This window comes from Pseudoalteromonas sp. NZS11 (assembly GCF_015864765.1).
GTDB lineage: Bacteria > Pseudomonadota > Gammaproteobacteria > Enterobacterales > Alteromonadaceae > Pseudoalteromonas > Pseudoalteromonas arctica.
The window spans coordinates 280,559-297,941 of the sequence record NZ_JADYWP010000003.1 but is presented as its reverse complement, the minus strand read 5'-3'; the positions used below and the strand labels follow the sequence as shown (position 1 = coordinate 297,941).

Annotated in this window: 16 protein-coding genes; 1 reads left to right on the top strand and 15 read right to left on the bottom strand. The window is 39.9% G+C overall.

Annotation, left to right across the window (positions count from 1 at the left end):
* Positions 1-37: 37 nt before the first annotated feature.
* The 12 genes from I6E82_RS08415 to I6E82_RS08360 form a co-directional block, all read right to left on the bottom strand.
* Complete coding sequence (locus tag I6E82_RS08415) at positions 38-1,357, bottom strand: hypothetical protein (protein WP_197117511.1); 1,320 nt, start codon at positions 1,355-1,357, stop codon at positions 38-40.
* A gap of 151 nt (positions 1,358-1,508) precedes the next feature.
* The gene (gene moaE, locus I6E82_RS08410) at positions 1,509-1,967 is read right to left on the bottom strand and encodes a molybdopterin synthase catalytic subunit MoaE (protein WP_197117509.1); all 459 of its coding nucleotides are present in this window, start codon (positions 1,965-1,967) and stop codon (positions 1,509-1,511) included.
* A complete protein-coding gene (locus tag I6E82_RS08405) occupies positions 1,967-2,266 on the bottom strand; it encodes a MoaD/ThiS family protein (protein WP_197117507.1) in 300 nt (99 codons plus the stop codon). Before I6E82_RS08405 ends, moaE begins: the two co-directional genes overlap by 1 nt.
* Positions 2,244-2,714 carry a cyclic pyranopterin monophosphate synthase MoaC gene (gene moaC, locus I6E82_RS08400; RefSeq protein WP_007585237.1) on the bottom strand — a complete coding sequence of 157 codons (471 nt, stop codon included), beginning with the start codon at positions 2,712-2,714 and terminating at the stop codon, positions 2,244-2,246. The genes I6E82_RS08405 and moaC overlap by 23 nt, the downstream gene beginning before the upstream one ends.
* 1 nt (position 2,715) lies before the next feature.
* Positions 2,716-3,255 (bottom strand): molybdenum cofactor biosynthesis protein B, encoded by a 540-nt coding sequence (gene moaB / locus I6E82_RS08395; protein WP_024609783.1) that lies wholly within the window; start codon positions 3,253-3,255, stop codon positions 2,716-2,718.
* Positions 3,252-3,974 carry a molybdenum cofactor guanylyltransferase gene (locus tag I6E82_RS08390; RefSeq protein WP_197117505.1) on the bottom strand — a complete coding sequence of 241 codons (723 nt, stop codon included), beginning with the start codon at positions 3,972-3,974 and terminating at the stop codon, positions 3,252-3,254. Before I6E82_RS08390 ends, moaB begins: the two co-directional genes overlap by 4 nt.
* 1 nt (position 3,975) lies before the next feature.
* Positions 3,976-4,947, bottom strand: a complete 972-nt coding sequence (gene moaA, locus I6E82_RS08385) for a GTP 3',8-cyclase MoaA (RefSeq protein WP_024590923.1) — start codon at positions 4,945-4,947, stop codon at positions 3,976-3,978.
* A 16-nt stretch (positions 4,948-4,963) separates the two neighbouring features.
* Positions 4,964-7,660, bottom strand: a complete 2,697-nt coding sequence (locus I6E82_RS08380) for a nitrate reductase (RefSeq protein WP_197117503.1) — start codon at positions 7,658-7,660, stop codon at positions 4,964-4,966.
* A gap of 26 nt (positions 7,661-7,686) precedes the next feature.
* Positions 7,687-9,210 (bottom strand): FAD-dependent oxidoreductase, encoded by a 1,524-nt coding sequence (locus tag I6E82_RS08375; protein ID WP_197117500.1) that lies wholly within the window; start codon positions 9,208-9,210, stop codon positions 7,687-7,689.
* 227 nt (positions 9,211-9,437) lie between these two features.
* Entirely contained in the window at positions 9,438-10,631 is a 1,194-nt protein-coding gene (locus I6E82_RS08370) for an alginate export family protein (RefSeq protein WP_197117498.1), read from the bottom strand.
* Positions 10,632-10,640: 9 nt separating this feature from the next.
* The gene (locus tag I6E82_RS08365; RefSeq protein ID WP_197117496.1) at positions 10,641-12,383 is read right to left on the bottom strand and encodes a bifunctional protein-serine/threonine kinase/phosphatase; all 1,743 of its coding nucleotides are present in this window, start codon (positions 12,381-12,383) and stop codon (positions 10,641-10,643) included.
* Positions 12,384-12,396: 13 nt separating this feature from the next.
* The gene (locus I6E82_RS08360; protein WP_165727755.1) at positions 12,397-13,866 is read right to left on the bottom strand and encodes a NarK family nitrate/nitrite MFS transporter; all 1,470 of its coding nucleotides are present in this window, start codon (positions 13,864-13,866) and stop codon (positions 12,397-12,399) included.
* Between the two features lie 289 nt (positions 13,867-14,155).
* Here I6E82_RS08360 and moeB point away from each other — a divergent pair, with 289 nt between their 5' ends.
* On the top strand, positions 14,156-14,914 hold the full coding sequence (gene moeB, locus I6E82_RS08355) for a molybdopterin-synthase adenylyltransferase MoeB (protein WP_197117494.1): 759 nt from the start codon (positions 14,156-14,158) through the stop codon (positions 14,912-14,914).
* On the opposite strand, the gene I6E82_RS08350 is transcribed toward moeB, so the two are convergent.
* Genes I6E82_RS08350 through modA form a run of 3 tightly spaced genes read right to left on the bottom strand, consistent with a single transcriptional unit; the run spans position 14,915 to position 17,361 of the window.
* Positions 14,915-15,943, bottom strand: a complete 1,029-nt coding sequence (locus tag I6E82_RS08350) for an ATP-binding cassette domain-containing protein (protein WP_197117492.1) — start codon at positions 15,941-15,943, stop codon at positions 14,915-14,917.
* 1 nt (position 15,944) lies between these two features.
* Complete coding sequence (modB, locus tag I6E82_RS08345) at positions 15,945-16,622, bottom strand: molybdate ABC transporter permease subunit (protein WP_002959821.1); 678 nt, start codon at positions 16,620-16,622, stop codon at positions 15,945-15,947.
* Entirely contained in the window at positions 16,609-17,361 is a 753-nt protein-coding gene (gene modA, locus I6E82_RS08340) for a molybdate ABC transporter substrate-binding protein (protein ID WP_197117490.1), read from the bottom strand. The genes modB and modA overlap by 14 nt, the downstream gene beginning before the upstream one ends.
* Positions 17,362-17,383: the final 22 nt, after the last annotated feature.

Here is a 17,383-nt window from a genome sequence, read left to right as displayed (position 1 = left end):
AAAAATAGTATATATCCCTACTTTCTCTAAAGCTTTATTAGCTTGTCATAGCGAGGTTATTCTTGAGTCGACTTATGATTTTTTCTTGGTAAGTACTAACTGTAGAAAACTTTTGTATTGATACAAATAAGCCAGTTAGTTTTTCGTTTGATATATCAGAGATATTAATCCCTTTATATAAAATAGGCGCATTATTTTGCCTGGTTAAATTATTCGACAGTAAAATGTTCAATTTTACTGTACGTGCTAACTCTTCTTGATACAGAAAAAACTCTCTTAAATGTGTGCTAACAATATTGGATGCTTTTGATCTGTCTATCATTAAAATTTCGTCAATTAGTCGATTTAACCTGCTGCGAGACTCTATTGCTTCGTCGAGAATATCTAACCAATTAAGCTTTGTATTTGATAGTAAAGATAAAAAATATACCGTACGTGCTTTATTGTAATTAATAAAACCAGGCCACATAACATCTTCGCTAGATACTTTAAGTGCTTTATCAAACTGCTCAGCGGCAGATTTAAGATACATACTTACTTCTTCAAGTATTGATGGCTCTATGGTATTAATGTTTTTTTGAGCCAGCTCTAAACCATCAATCGACAAAATATCTACAGAGTTCATATTTAGCGACTCTCGCAGCAAATGCATGCCTTTTTTGTTGTAATACAAACCTAGGTAATTGTGGTAAATGGTTTTTGTAACTGGATTACGAAGAATTGGACCTCTCACATGAAGTAAGTCTGCATGAATATTAAAATTATCATCAGCTACAAAACTTTGATAAGACACAACAGCTTTAAATAGCTTTATTGTTTCCGTTATTTGAATTGAATTACCTTTACTTACCGAGTGCAATATTTCACAGCGCCTATCAACTTCTGACAAAATTGTATCCATACGCTTTTTATAAAGCACTTTGTTAGTTTCTGATGCATTAAAAACAGCTGGAAATAAAACAATTAGGTCAATTATATATTGCAGGGTATCGGCAAAAAGAACGGCGGTTTCTGACTCTTTTTTTAGTTTATGCTCAATAGAGTCAAAAATTTCTTTCTCTAGTGTATTTTCATCTTGGGACTTAAACTGGTTAATCAACTCTGGAAGTGAGGTTACGTAATTTTCATTATCTAAAATGTTACCTTCCATTTTGCTAATATTATTTACACTATCAATTGATGTATATGTTCTAACAGTAATAAATAAAGCTAATACGGCTATACAAAAGCTTACTGTTGATATGGTAAAGCTTAGTAAATCTTTACCTTCTTTTAAATCATATACCCATACAGCAAGAAAAGCTGAAAGTAGAACAAGTAATAATATTGTAAAATATAACATTTTTGATGTGCGCATATGTCTTCCAGACTTGGGTCGAGCTAACAATCTAATATTGCTGATTTATAACACGAAAAACGCAGACTTCGCACGCAAACTGAGAGTTACATAAGTTATTTATTATCGAGCTATAAAGCCTTTACTGAACGTAAATAATTAAATATCTGTATCACTCTTCCCACTTGCCCAGCGCTTGTTTGTCACTTTGTTTAAACTCAACCCAATTTGATGAGTCTTTAAAGTGCTCTTTTTTCCAAAACGTGGCGTGGTTTTTTAAATAATCCATTATAAATTGTGCGCCTTCGAACGCGGCTTGGCGATGGCGGCTGGTCACGCCTACAAATACAATTTGCTCGCCAAGTGCTAAGTAACCAACGCGATGAATAATGCATATTCTCGCCAGTTGCCAGCGAGTTTGTGCTTGCTCTGCAATAGATTGAAGAAGTTGCTCGGTCATACCAGGGTAGTGTTCAAGCTCAAGTGCAATAACGTTATCGCCACTGCTGAACTCTCTTACCAAACCTGTAAAGGTGACAACAGCACCATCGCTTTTATTATTACTACAAAGCGTATTGTGCTCGTTACCTATATTAAAATCATCGGTTTGTACTTGAATATGTATGCTCATTAACCACCTGTAACCGGCGGGAAAAAGGCAAGCTCATCCCCTGCTTTCACTATTTCGTCGCTTGATGACATAGTTTGGTTAAGCGCTGCAAGTAGCTCACGCTCCTCCAGCCACGGTTGCCAATGCGGGTATTGGCTAACTAATCTTAATTTAAGCTCTAAAATAGTAAGCGGCTGCGTAATCTCAAGGCTTAATTTACTGCACTTTAACCGCTCTTTTAGTTGCCCAAAAAACAATAACTCTACTTTTTGGGCGCTAGATATAGCATCGTTTGGATTAATCTCGCTGCCAACTGCCATTTTTGCCCCCAGCTTTTTGAGTAACGCGCATGCCGCTAATTTCCATTAGTGGGTCGGCTGCTTTACACATATCAAACAAAGTAAGGCTAGCCACAGATACCGCTGTTAACGCTTCCATTTCTACGCCAGTTTTACCGGCAAGTTTGCAGTAGCTGGTTATTTTAATTTGGCTGTTTGCTTCATCAAGTTCAAAATCAACAGCTACTTTAGTAAGTGCAAGCGGATGACAAAGCGGAATTAAATCGGCGCACTTTTTAGCGCCTTGAATACCCGCAATACGTGCCACGCCTAACACATCACCCTTTTTGTTTTGATTAAGCATTACTTGTTCAAAGGCAAGCTTGCTCATGCTAATAAAGGCTTCAGCTGAGGCATCGCGCAAGGTTACGTCTTTGAGCGATACATCAACCATATTCGCTTGGCCGTTTTCGTCTACGTGGCTTAACATACTATTGCTCACGCGATTCACACTTTTTACCAATGGTAATGTGCGGTGCAAAGTTACACGGTTTATGCATTGAGTTAAGTTGATCTTTTATAATGCCTGTCCACGCTGTTTTACATGCGCCTGTAGAGCCTGGCATACAAAAAATAACGGTGTTGTTAGCAAGTCCCGCAAGTGCACGAGATTGAATAGTTGAGTTACCAATTTCACCGTACGATATATGTCTAAATAGCTCACCAAAGCCGTCTACGCTTTTATCAAACAGCGGCGCAAATGCCTCAGGTGTTGAATCACGTTCGGTAAATCCTGTACCACCAGTCACTAAAATAGCGTGAATGGTGTCATCGGCTATCCACTGCGATGCAATAGCGCGCATCTGGTAAACATCATCTTTTACAATTTCTTTATCGGCTAAGTGATGACCCGCCTCAGTTAGCGCTTTAATTAAGTAATGACCAGAAGTATCGGTAATCGCATCGCGCGTGTCGCTTACTGTAAGTACGGCAATGTTTAAAGGTATTTGTGTATCGCTTGTGTGGCTCATAATGTTCTTCTCAATTGGTTAATGCTTAGGTCAAAATGCTCATTTACAGCTTTAAATTGCGCCGGTGTATTGGTGTTTATTAATGCATGCGCTTTATTACATAAAAGCGTTTGCACACCAATGCTTTGGGTAAACTGTTTTATTGATTTATGACTGTTTGCGTTTGTGAGTATGTGTTTTAAATGATTTTTTACACTGCTTGTATTACGAATATACAGCGGTAGCGGTTCATTTTCAAAGTGCCAAGCATGTATTTGTGACTGATTTAATTGATTGCTCACACTTTGTACGTTATTTGACTGAGAAGCCAGCACTATTGTGCTTAACAAACTACTTGTAAGCAGTGGCATATCTACCGCAGTAATAAGTAAGTCGTGCTCGGTGGCTATTAATGTTGAGTAAATTCCGCCAAGGGGTCCACTGTTTGGGTATATATCTTTAACGTACTTTTCTGAGAGATAATCGCTCGGCGAGTAATGGCCCGATGACTTGACTGGATTTGTAACGTTGCGGCTTATTAGTATATTTTTAGCACCTGCGTCTTTTAATAAATCACACGCATTGTGCAATAGCGTTTTATTTTTTAAAACTAAATCGGCTTTGTCTGTGCCCATTCTTGATGACTTACCACCAGCAAGTACAACGCCTGTAAAATCTCGCTTAACTTTTATATTAGCTTTTATATCAGCTTCTATATGAGTATTCACATCAGCTCCCATATTAGCCGCCTAACATGGCTAAGTGAGTTGTCGCACCTGTTAAGCGTTTATCTAGCTCATGGCTTATTTCTTTATTGCCCATAGCGGCTCGAATTGCCTTTACGGTCGCTGCAGTATCGTCCTCGTTTAGTAGTTCGCGTAAATCTATACCTTGCTCGGCAAACAAGCATAAGTGTAATTTACCCAGCGCCGACACCCTTAAGCGATTACAGCTTTTACAAAAATCTTTACTGTACGGCATTATTAAACCAATACGACCATCGTAATCAGGATGACAAAATTCCTCAGCGGGTCCGTTTAGTTTCCCCCTAACTACTTGTAACCAACCTTGGTCGAGTAATTGGGCTTTAACCGTTTGCCCACTTAAGTGGTTTTCTTCAAAAAAGGTTGCGCCGTCACCTGTTTCCATTAATTCTATAAAGCGAACCGTAACTTTGTGGTGTTTTACCCACGCTAAAAAATCCTTCAATTGGTTTTTATTAAACTGCTTGGCAAGCACTGCATTTATTTTTATGTCTTTTATGCCCAGCTCTACCGCGCGCTCAATCCCTTTTAAAATAAGGGTAAGTTTGTCGTGCCCTGTTATGAGTTTAAACATACTCGGATTTAAACTATCAATGCTGACATTAAGCGCATCAAGCCCTGCTTCTGCAAATTCATCAATTTTATTTAATAAATTAAACCCGTTGGTAGTAATAGCTACTTTTTCTATGCCTGGCGTATTTTTACAGAGCTTTATAATATCGGTTACGTCGTTTCGTAAGCATGGTTCGCCACCTGTAATACGCACTTTTTTAGTACCTAGTTCTGCAAACGCATTTACAAGCGTGCTAATTTCGTTTTTATTTAAAAAATTACGCGGCGTATCGCACTGATACCCGTTTGGTAAACAATAACTACAACTAAAATTACATACATCGGTTATTGAGAGACGCAAATAGTTAAACTGCCGACCAAATTGATCATTAAGCATATGCTTCCTTTTTTCTTTACATTACAACCGCAACATCAATGCTGCTAGAACCTGCTTTGTAATGTTGTTTTATTAATTGGCTTAATTGTGTTTTACACGAACCGCAATTTGTTCCACATTTAAGTTCAGACCCCAATTGCTCGACTGTGTTTGCACCGTTTTTAATGGCGTTTATAATTGGCTGCTCTCTTACTTTAAAACAGCTACACACTTGCACACCTTGGGTAAATTCTTCATCGGGGGTTGCATAAAGCAAAGACTGTAACTGTGTAAAGGTCAGTAATGGCTCTGCAAACAAATGGTTTATCCACTCAAGTGATATTTCTTTTTGTTCATTAGAAATAACACCAACAAACGCTAATTGATCGTTTTGAATACACTGCACATGCATGGCTTTTGCCGTATTCATAGCCGACCACTGCCCTTGTAAACCAGTTAAGGTTTGGCAGTAATACAGTAAATCACTTTGTGGCTCATTAAGCGCCAATTGGTAATTAAAGCAATTACTAGCATTAACTTTGAGCCAAAAATCACTGTTTATAACAAGTTCGTTTTTAGCAAACAGCTGCATATATTGCACAAAGGGTGCTTTAACTATATTAACAGCACCGTGTTTGCACTCAGCCTGACCAGATAGAGGGTCAACTACCGATTGATACAACCCACTTACTGTTGCTGATGACGCAAATTGCTTATTCCAATGAATAGGCATAAAGCATTCACCTTTGCGCACGGCATCGGTTACTTTTGCATGCGCGGTAACCTGCCCAGTTAGGGCAATTGCACTTATTAAATCGTTTTGTTTAATTGCTAATTTACTGGCATCAAGCGGATTAATTTCAATATACGGGCGTGTAATATGCGATGAAAGCGCAGTGCTTTTACCCGTGCGGCTCATGGTATGCCATTGGTCGCGTATACGCCCTGAGTTCATTACAAACGGATAATCATTTGATGTTTTTTGCACCGGTAATTGCGGCGTTATAGGTATAAAGCGTGCCTTTTTATCAGCGGTGCTAAATTGGTTATCTGTAAAAACCTGACCATTTTTATAAGGCTGATTTTTAACAACAGGCCACATAATGGGTTTTAAATTATCGTACTCGCTTTGTGTGAGCCCAACTAAACCAGAGAGGTTTAATAATCGGCTGCCGTTATTTTCAAAGTCGGTTAATTGTGCCCATTCTTCAAAAATGCCACTTGGGTCTGTAAAATCAAACCCTTCAAAGCCCATTTTTTTAGCTACATCGCACATAATTTGCCAATCGTTTTTAGCTCCCGCATAAGGCGCTACTAACGGGCGCTGCCTTGATATTCTGCGCTCTGAGTTGGTTACTGTGCCGTTTTTTTCGCCCCATCCGGTTGATGGAAAAACAACATCGGCAAATTTTAACGTATCACTTTTTGCAATACAGTCAGATACAACTACCAGCTCGCAGGTCTCTAATGCCTTTTTAATAGCGGCGTTATTGGGCAAGCTCACCATTGGGTTTGTTGCCATTATCCACACTGCTTTTATTTTGCCTGCGGCTATTTCATCAAACATATCAATGGCATTGCTGCCTGCTTTTTTAGCGATCGTTGGCGAGAGCCAAAAACGTTGTACAAGTGATTGATGCGCTTCGTTTTCAATATCTAAATGCGCCGCTAACTGATTAGCCAAACCACCTACTTCGCGCCCGCCCATCGCATTGGGCTGCCCAGTAATCGAAAACGGACCGTTGCCTGGTTTAAGTAATTTACCTGAGGCTAAATGCGCATTAATAATGGCGTTGCATTTATCTACACCCGAGCTTGATTGATTTATACCCATTGAATAAAAGCTAATCGCACTTGGGCTTTTAGCAAATAGCGCGTAAAACTCAGTGACTTGCTCAATTGCTATATCGCAAAAGTCGCTAACTGCCTCACAGCTCCATTTTGTTGCCTCTTGCAGTGCGCTTTCAAAGCCGTTTGTGTGCTGAGCAATAAATTGCGTGTCGAGGTGGTCATGCTCAATTAAATAATTAAGTAAGCCGTTATAAAGCGCAGCGTCACTGCCTGGTTTTATATTTAAAAATGTGTCGGCAAGCTCAGCGGTGTCGGTTTTACGCGGATCAATAACCACTACTTTCATATTTGGGTTAAGTTGCTTTGCACGCTCCATTCGCTGATACAAAACAGGATGAGTCCATGCGGCATTAGAGCCAATTAAAATAAGTAACTCAGTTTGCTCTAAATCCTCGTAGGTACACGGCACTACGTCTTCACCAAAAGCGCGTTTATAACCTGCCACAGCAGATGACATACACAGGCGCGAATTTGTATCAATATTGCCTGAGCCTATGTAGCCTTTCATTAATTTATTCGCGATGTAGTAATCTTCAGTAAGTAACTGCCCTGATACATAAAAAGCCACAGCATCGGGTCCGTGCTTTTGTATTATGTCGTTAAATTTATTGGCAACGTGGTCGGTTGCTTCATCCCACGTAACAGCTTGATTATTAATAAGGGGTGACGTTAAGCGGTTATCACTGCCTGTGGTGTCGAGCAAATGGGTGCCTTTTACACATAAACGACCAAAGTTTGCGGGATGCTCTCGCATGCCTTCAAGCTTGGTTGGCACATTATTAAAAAGTGAAATATCAACACCACACCCTACACCACAGTAAGCACATGTTGTTTGTTTTAAACTCGTTTTATTTATAGTTGGTGACGTGTTTGCGGTTGCCATACTGCTCTCTTTTAGTGTGCTTTAATTTATGCGGGCTGTTTAACAGGCTCATTAATAGTAACTACGTTAATAGTGTTACTTGCTTTAGCGAGTGCGCTGTTTATTACGTTTTGAACGAGCTTTTCACAACCTCCACAGCCTGTACTGGCTTTGGTGCTTTGCTGCACACTTGCCAAATCTATGCAGCCTTTAGCGACTGTTTGTTCAATGGTGTGTTTAGTTACTTTATGACAAGCGCAAATAATAGCGTCATCAGGCAAGTCGTCGGCGCTTAGCTCTGCTATGTCACCGGCAAGGGGCATAATGAGCGCTTCGGGGGCGGTGGTAAGTTCAATGTCGTTTAAATGATATTGCAGTAAATTATCGTAATCGCTGGTATCGCCAACAAGTACCGCGCCAATCAGCTTATTACTTTGTGAATTAGTGACTACTTTTTTATAAATGCCATTGGATTGATCCTCAAAATAATAGCTTATTGCGCCTTCGCTGCGTGCATGCGCATCGCCAATAGAGCCCACTTCAACACCCATTAATTTAAGCTTAGTGCTCATATCGGCACCGCTAAATTCATCGGCTTTATTGTCTAAGCCAGTACTTTGCAAAGTACCTTGCTGCGTATCTTGTAAAATATGCCCAACTGCTATTTTAGCCATGGCGTAACCGGGTGCCACTAAGCCAAAAATAAAGTTATTCCATAGTGCACATTCACCAATCGCGTATATGTTTTCATCACTCGTTTGACAGTGGTTATTAATTACAATACCGCCGCGCTCACCTAACTCTAAATTAAACTCGCGGGCTAAATTATCATAAGGGCGAATACCCGCCGAAAATACAATCATGTCGGTTTCAAGGGTTTTACCGCCTTTAAAACACATTTTGTAACGGCAACTTTCACCTTCTACTATTTCCTCAGTTGCTACCGATGTATGCACAGTAACGCCTAAATCTGTAATTTTGTTTTTTAGTAGCCGACCGCCACCCGCATCAACTTGTACGCCCATAAGTTGCGGTGCAAATTCTATTACGTGAGTCTGTAAACCCAGTTGCTTTAATGCGTTTGCAGCCTCAAGACCCAGTAAACCGCCACCAATTACCACGCCTACTTTACTACCGTGGGCTGAGTTTTTTATTGCGTGTAAATCGTTTATGGTCCGATAAACAAGGCAATGCTCACGATCTTTACCCGGTATAGGCGGTACAAATGGAAATGAACCTGTAGCAAGCACAAGCTTGTCGTATTCAAACAACTCCCCTTTAGCCGTTGTTACAATTTGCGCATCACGATTTATATCAACCACTTTAGAATGAGTATGAAAGCGTACTTGCCAATCGTCATAGGTTTTATTGCATGTAAGTGCGAGGTCGTCTGCGGTTTTACCTTTAAAAAAGGAAGATAGTTGCACGCGGTCATACGCTAAACGGTCTTCACCGCTGAGTACCGTAATTTCAAATTGTTCATCAGCTTGATTTTGAGAAACTAGCTGCTGCACAAAATGATGCCCCACCATTCCGTTTCCTACCACTACAACACGCTGCTTGCTTAGCATTTACCCACCTCAAAGTGATATCTACTTTAGTAATTGACTAAAATTGAAATCGAATAATTTGTTATAGGATTGTTGTAGCAATATGCAAGCCAAATATATAAGCATTATGAATCAGTAAGTTGCCTACTTTGGTGCAGAGGTGAAAAGCGTAAAGCCCCACAAGATGGTGCAACTGCACCATCTTGTGTCGCTATAAATTACAAGAGGATTTTAGAAGATAGTGAGGGTTAAAATTTAGCGCTCATCCATACCCATAATTTTTGAGTATCGACTTTATTAGCAGCGGTATCGCCCGCTGAGTAATCAGCGTATTTAACACCCACTGCGTATTGTTTATTAATAGGTTTAACGTATTGTACGTTTAGCTCACTGCCTAAATCGTCAACCCCATTTGATTGCTCATTAGCATCAAAACTGTGATAAGCCACCAGCCATTTTCCGTCAAACGCTTTACCATTTAAGCTTATGTAAGTGTCGTCCAAGCCTTGTGCGGGTGTATTTAAAAACGTATCTGCCCAACCATTAAATTTATGTAACGTGGCAAGTGGTGTTGCAAACCCGTACTCGCCATTGTCTGAGCCAAGTGACTCTATGCCGACTTTTAATGTTACTGTTTTTATACCCAACCCATTTAAATCCACAGCGCCTTCAAGTGCATAATAGTCTGCATCAAAATCGTTCACGCTTGTTGAGGCAGACTGCGTTGCATATTCCGCTTTATAATAAAATTTTATGTCGTTTAGAGTTTTATTACCGTTAAAAGAAACGCCATAAGTGTCTAAACTGTCGTCTTGTAGTGCATCGTCACTTAATAAGTAACTGTATAAAACCACTTTACCGTAGTCTGTTTTAAAGCTTGCATTAATTAGATGATCGGACGACTCAATGTCTTTATCGTCAGCAAATATGCGGTTACGCTTATTTAAATAACTGTATTGTAAATCTATGTTATTAAATGCGTAATTAACGGTTGCTGCATCAAAGGTTTGCCTGTCTTGGCGCCAACCTACGTGCCCAACAAATCGCTGCCCATCAAGGGCTATTACTTGGCGCCCTACTTTTAGCGATAAACCATCGCGTACATATTTAACAAAACCTTGGTCTATCTCAGTGTTTTCTGGGTCTGCAATAACAGAGTAATTAGTGTTTTTCCCCACCGTATTATTGTAATCGTCTACGCCTAATAGGCTGCGAGTATCTTCTACTTCAATAAGGGCTGAAAAACCATTCACCTCGTCTGTTTGATGCGTTAAGCGGGTTCTAAGTGTCAAGCCACTTGCATCTTTTAAAGCATTATCTTGATCAACGCTTTCAAAACGCAGTCTAAAATCAAGATCAGTTTGCGCGGCAAAGCTTATTGAAGGCGCAGTGAAGCAACCCAGTATAAAAATAATAGGTAAGTTGTTCTTATAGTTAAGCATTTTGGTTCTCTACGTTTTAATTATTAATACACATACCAAAGCAATAAATAAACACAGCGAAATACATTTCCACACCATAACTGGATCGCGTTTCATTATTGAACTTTTATTAGCGGTACTTTCTAAATAAGGATTAGGTTTGTTGATATCGTTTATAAACTCAGAAAAAGCTTGGTATCTGAGCTCTGGTTTAGGGGCAAGCGCCTTCATAAGGGCTTGATCTAACCAAAACGGAATATCGGCTCTGTATTTACGAATACTTGTGTAATGCCAATGGCTGTAATCTTTTGGCGCTACGTGGTTAAGTGGCAGTGGTTTATAAGGCAATTTTGAGCACAATAACTCATATGCAATCACGCCAAGTGAAAACAAATCACTTTTAAAATCGGCGTGCATAGTAATAAGTGTTTCGGGTGCCGTATAGTCGGCAGTGCCTTGCGGGCAATCATCCGCAATTTGTTTAACCGACTCGTCCATAGCCGCAACACTTACGGTGCCGTAATCAATGAGCGTTACTTTACCGTGCGCATCTATCATTACGTTATCAAGTTTTAAATCGCGATGCACCATATCGAGTCGCTGAAACGCCCTTAGTGCATGTACTATTTGTTCAATAATACTGCGTACTTGGGTTATTTCTGGGTGCGGGACGTCGTGCTTCCAATCACTGAGTGTTTGCCCGTCCATGTACTCACAAATATGATACAAAAAACGACTCTGCGATTGCGTACTTAGCACTTTCATCACGTTTAAATGGTTTATGCGTTGCCCTACCCAGCCTTCTCTTATAAAGCCTTGAAGGTAGTGCACATCGTCTTCAAAATTAACCGAAGGTGCTTTTAAAACCACTGGCGGTATATCGGGCGCTTGTTGCACTAAATAAATGTGCGAGCGACTACTGGCATGTAATTTACGAATAACCGTGTAGTCATCAATTTTTTGTCCAACATTAAGCGCAGGTGGAATTTTTCGTCGTGTTAGCGAATGATAAAGCTCATCTAACTTTTGCTCGGCAATATTTTCTACTTTTACCAGTAAGCAACTTACGTTGTCGTCACTGCCTCGCGCTAATGCAAGTTCGGTAATTGCTTTAGCTGCATTTTCTAAATTAGTGTGCTCATTAATTAATTTAGCTATATCACTACTTGGGAGCACGTCGTGTACGCCATCGCAGGTTAATATATAAATATCGTCTGCTTTTAGGTCAACTTCGTAAACATCTATTTCTTGATGAAGTTGTGCGCCAAGCGCACGTGTTAGCGTATCGTTTACTTTGTGATCCCGTGTTATCGCCTCTATTTTAGTCCCACGTAGGCGGGTAATACGCGTATCACCTAAGTGAAATATATAACCCGTTGCCGACTTTAAAATAAGTGCTGTAAACGTGGTCATCCAATCGGCTTGGCGCTGACCTAAGTGATTGTAATTAACCGATTGCGAATAAAGCCACTGATTTAAACTTGCTAGCACCTTCGACACTGACTTTTTAACAGCCCAACTTTCAGGGGTATTTAAATACTCATTTATAAAATGAGTAACCGAAAGTTGAGACGCTTGTTTAGCATTTTTTGCTGATGAACATCCATCGGCTAAGCAGGCAATGACGCCTTTAGACTCTTTTTCTTGCGCTTTAGTATTAAGAGCAGCAAACGCATCTTGGTTTTCTGCTTTTAACCCTTTAGCGCTGTGCCCGCCAAATGAAACGTTGAGTTCATTTTTGAGTGCTTTAGCGTGGAGTGTTTCATCAAACATAGTCAATAATGCCTTAAGTCACTGAAATAAGTTCAACGGTGCCGTCTTCATTTACTTCGGTAATATGTCCATCTGGTTCTTTCATAAAAAACAGTGCGCCTAAGCCAAGTAATGCACTACCCGCAATAATGAAAAAGAAAGTTTGATAATCAACAAGTGACAATGCCGTTAAGTAAACTACCGCACCTACATTACCGTAAGCCCCTGTCATACCAGCTATTTGCCCTGTTAAACGACGCTTAATTAGCGGTACTGCCGCAAATACGGCGCCTTCACCGGCTTGCACAAAGAACGAACATGCCATAGCAGCTACAACAGCAAGCCATAAAGGCCACGATGCATCAACCAAGCCCATTACAAAATAACCAACAGCAAGACCCATCGTAAGTACAATAAGTGTTATACGACGACCTAATTTATCTGAAATCCAACCGCCACCAGGGCGAGATGCTAAGTTCATAAATGCATAAGCAGAGGCTAAAATACCCGCATACACCATATCAAGCGCAAATACATCCATAAAAAACAGCGGCAACATAGAAACAACCGCAAGCTCAGAACCAAAAGTTGTAAAATATAAAATATTTAAAACAGCCACTTGTTTAAACTCATAACGATGCGACTCGGGTACAGGCTCTTTAAAAATATGACCATTTACGTCAAAGGTTTTATACACTTCGTAAATATAAAGCAGAACTAAAAAAGCATACACGGCAAGTACAAAATTAGCCGAAATTAGGTTAGCACCAGTTGGCGAAAGCTTCCAAGTAAGTAATGCTAATGCGCCGTACATAGGAATTTTCATAATAAGCAGTAATACAAAGTCGCCTTTACTGGTTACTTCCATTGCGCCTACTTTTTTAGGTTTAAAGTATGTACCGCCTTTTGGTGTATCGGTTACATTTAGGTACCAAATAATACCAAATATAACGCTTAATACACCGGTTAAACCTACTGCATAACGCCAACCATCTTCGCCACCAAACATAAGTGCAATAATCGGTAATAACATAGCCGCTGCTGCTGATCCAAAATTACCCCAACCGCCATAAATACCTTCCGCTATACCCAACTCATTAGCAGGAAACCATTCACTCACCATACGAATGCCCACAACAAAGCCAGCACCAATAAAGCCTAAAGCAAAGCGCGCTATTGCGGCTTGCTCAAATGTAGTTGCCATAGCAAACATAAAACATGGAATACTACAGCTAATAAGTAGTGCCGCATAAACAATACGGGGACCAAATTTATCGGTTAGCATACCCACCACAACACGCGCTGGAATAGTTAACGCTACATTTAAAATTAGTAATGTTTTAACTTGTGCCATGGTGATCCCAAGTGAACCCGCTATGGCACCTAATAAAGGAGCATGGTTAAACCATACAAAAAATGACACAAAAAAGACCATCCAACTTAGATGCAATACTTTCATTTTTCCGCTAAACGATATTAGGTTAAACCCAGAACTCGGTTGCATGTTTATTTTCCTCGTAAACGTATTATTGTTTTATTAATGCCCCACCCTTTTATATGAGTAGCAGCCCAATGTTTGTTAAATTTAAGTTAACCCGATATAGCAATTACTGAGCCACTAATTAAAAACCATAAATTTCATATAGTTACATGCAACAGTTGTTTTTATACGTTATAGTTGCACTATATGAGTGAAGGGCTCTGGGTTGTTAGAGTGCAAATAAAAAGCGTTACTACTTGCTCTTGGATTTAACAACTTGGTATTGTTCAAAAAAAGTATGAGAAGTTTGAAAATGCAAAAAACACCGCTAACTTACCAGCAGCAACTGCGCTATTCTAGGCACATTATGCTGCCGCAGCTTGATATAGACGGACAAGAGCAGCTATGGCAATCGCATGCTTTAATTATTGGTGTGGGTGGGCTTGGGTGTGCGGTAGGTCAATACTTAGCGGCATCTGGCGTTGGGACGCTTACCTTAGTTGATAACGATGAAATAGACGTGACCAACCTGCAAAGGCAAATACTGTATAAAGAAAGTGATATTGGTAGTTCAAAATGCAGTGCTGCTAAAAAACAGCTTAACGCGCTTAATAGTGAAATAGACATAAACACTATTGAGGCATTTTTTGATGCAAGTACCTCCACAGAACAGCTATTTAATAACATTGATATAGTAATTGATTGCTCAGATAACCTCGCAACGCGCAATGCACTTAATAGCGCCTGTTTTAAAGCTAAAGTTCCGCTAGTGTCAGGCTCTGCAATACGTATGGAAGGACAAGTCGCGTGTTTTACTATGGATGAAAACAGCCATTGTTATGGCTGTTTATCACAATTTTTTAGTGAACAAACACAAAGCTGCTCTGAATCCGGCGTACTTTCCCCAATTGTGGGGCTAATAGGCAGTATTCAGGCTACTGAAGCGCTAAAAATGCTTGCTGGTTTGCCAAGTGGCTTAGACAAACATTTATTGCTGGTGGATGGTTTAAGCATGGAGTTTAATCGTTTTAAAATAGCTAAAAACAGTCAATGTGCGGTGTGCAGCATTTAGTTATTCTAGATTACTGATTGTTGTATAAAGCACATCACCCACTTTAAAGTCGTTTTTGTCCCACACTCGTCTTGATGCCAAGCAATACAATGTTTGCCCATCTACATTAAGCGTTAACTGCCATTTATTATTAATAAGCTCAGCCTGAGTTAATACCGACCTTAAAACATTGCTATGCGTTGTTTGCTCAGGCTTTAACGCACTAAACGACATTTGCTCACTTTCTATAATTAGCTTATTACTGCTATCTACAAGTGCAGGAAGCACAAAAAGCGGCTGCTCACTTTGCTGTAATTGTAGTTGATATAGCCCATAGTCTTCATCAAATTTAACCACATTGTAATTAATTAAGCTCAGCGGTGTTTGCCTGTCGTTTGCATAAATAGCTTTTGCAACGTGTGCACTTGCACCTTGGTTTATCACCTTACCTTTATCAAGCTGAATAAGGGTATCGCAGCAAAATAGCAGCTCTTTTAATGAGTGACTTACTATTATAAATTTAATATTAAACTTAACTGCAAACTCGCTAAGTTTAGTGAGCGTTTTAAAACGCAATGACCAATCAAGCGCACTAAAAGGCTCATCAAGCATTATAAATTTTTGACCGGCAAGCAAAGTGCGCGCAAATACTACACGTTGGCGTTCGCCACCCGATAAGCTTTGTACATCACGGTTTAGTAAGTCTTGTAATTCAAGTGTTTTAACAACGTATTGAAGCGTTAAGCTGGTTTGCTTATTCCCGCAGTGTTTTTGTGTAAACGCTAAATTACCTGCCACATCTAAATGAGGAAACAACGGGCACGATTGTAACTGAAGCGTAATACCGCGTTTATCGCTTGGCAGCTCATGCACTGGCTGATTGTTTACATAAACACTTTTTGCAGGCTCTAAACCGCTAATACAACGCAGTAATGTTGACTTACCCGAGCCAGAAGGCCCGTAAACACCCAATACATTAAACGACTCAAGCTTAAGGTTTATATCTAAATCAAAATTATTGAGTGCTTTAAAAAGGCTTAACTTAATCATGTTATTGCTTAACCCCTACAATGCTTTTATTAAACTTAAATAACAGCACTAAACAGGCAAACGAAATAGCCAGTAAAATAAGTGAAAGCTGATGCGCCGCCGTATAATTTAACGATTCAACATGGTCGTAAAGCGCAATAGACACCACCTGTGTTTGCCCCTGAATATTACCGCCAATCATTAATACCAAACCAAACTCACCCAATGTGTGCGCAAAGCCTAAAGCAAATGCGCTACCAATACTGGGTTTTAAAAGCGGAATAATTAAATGTACAAAGCGTTTAAACGGGCTTAATCCAAGCGCAATGGCAGCTTCGTTATAGGTTTGATTAATATGCTTAAACCCAGCCACAAGCGGCTGCATTACAAAAGGCAGCGAATAAAAAAGCGAGCCAATAACCACCCCCTGAAAACTAAACGCAAGCTGTGTACCCGTTAGCCAAAACCAAAACTGCCCAAAAGCGTGATCAGGCGAAAATAAAACAAGTAAGTAAAACCCTAATAACGTAGGCGGCAGCACTAAAGGCATTGCAATTAATGCCTCTAAAAATGGTTTAAATTTACCATTATAGCCAGCGAGCTTGTAAGCCAGTGGAATACAAAAAACAAGAAGGAGTACTGCGGTTATAAAGGCAAGTTTTATAGTTAACCACAGCGCGGTTAAATCACTTTGAAGCATTGTTGTCCTTTATTCTGTAACCTAATTCAATTAACTGCTGCTGCGTAGCCTGCGTCATTAAAAATTGCATAAGTTGCTTAGCGCTAGCACGCTTTTTAGTCGAGCTAATAATAACGCCTTGTTGAATTATATCGGGATATTGATTGGTAGGCAGCACGGTGTAATCTAAATATTTTTGATCTTGCGTGTTACTGTAAGCCGCCTTTAGTGATGAAACAGCCACTAGCCCTACTCCTACATTACCACTTTGCACAAACTGAAACGCATGCGTAATATTATTACCGTATACATAGTTTACTGGCTTTTTAAAATGGTTATTCGCGTAGTGCTCTGAGGCACGCCCGTATGGTGAAAAGCGCGGATTAGCAATGGCTACTTTATCGTTTACTTTTTCAGCTTTGGGTTGCCACAAAGCAAGTTCGCCTAACGCGTAAGTGATTAAACTGCTTTGCTCAGCATAGCCTTCTTTAATAAGCGATTGCGGTCGAAAATCGTCGGCCGATAAAAACACATCAAATGGTGCGCCATGCACTATTTGCGAATATAAAACACCGCTAGAAGCGGCTGATATTTTCACGTCAACATTAGGTAATGGGGATTTTTTTAGTAGGGTTTGCAATACAGTTTTAAAATTACTCGCTACGGCTACTTGCAGCGTTTCTTTTGCGTTTACGCCGCACGAAAGCATGCATGCGATAAGCAAAAAATAACCCAACCATGTATTGTAAAGCTTTGACATTATAAGTATTGTTTCAAAATAA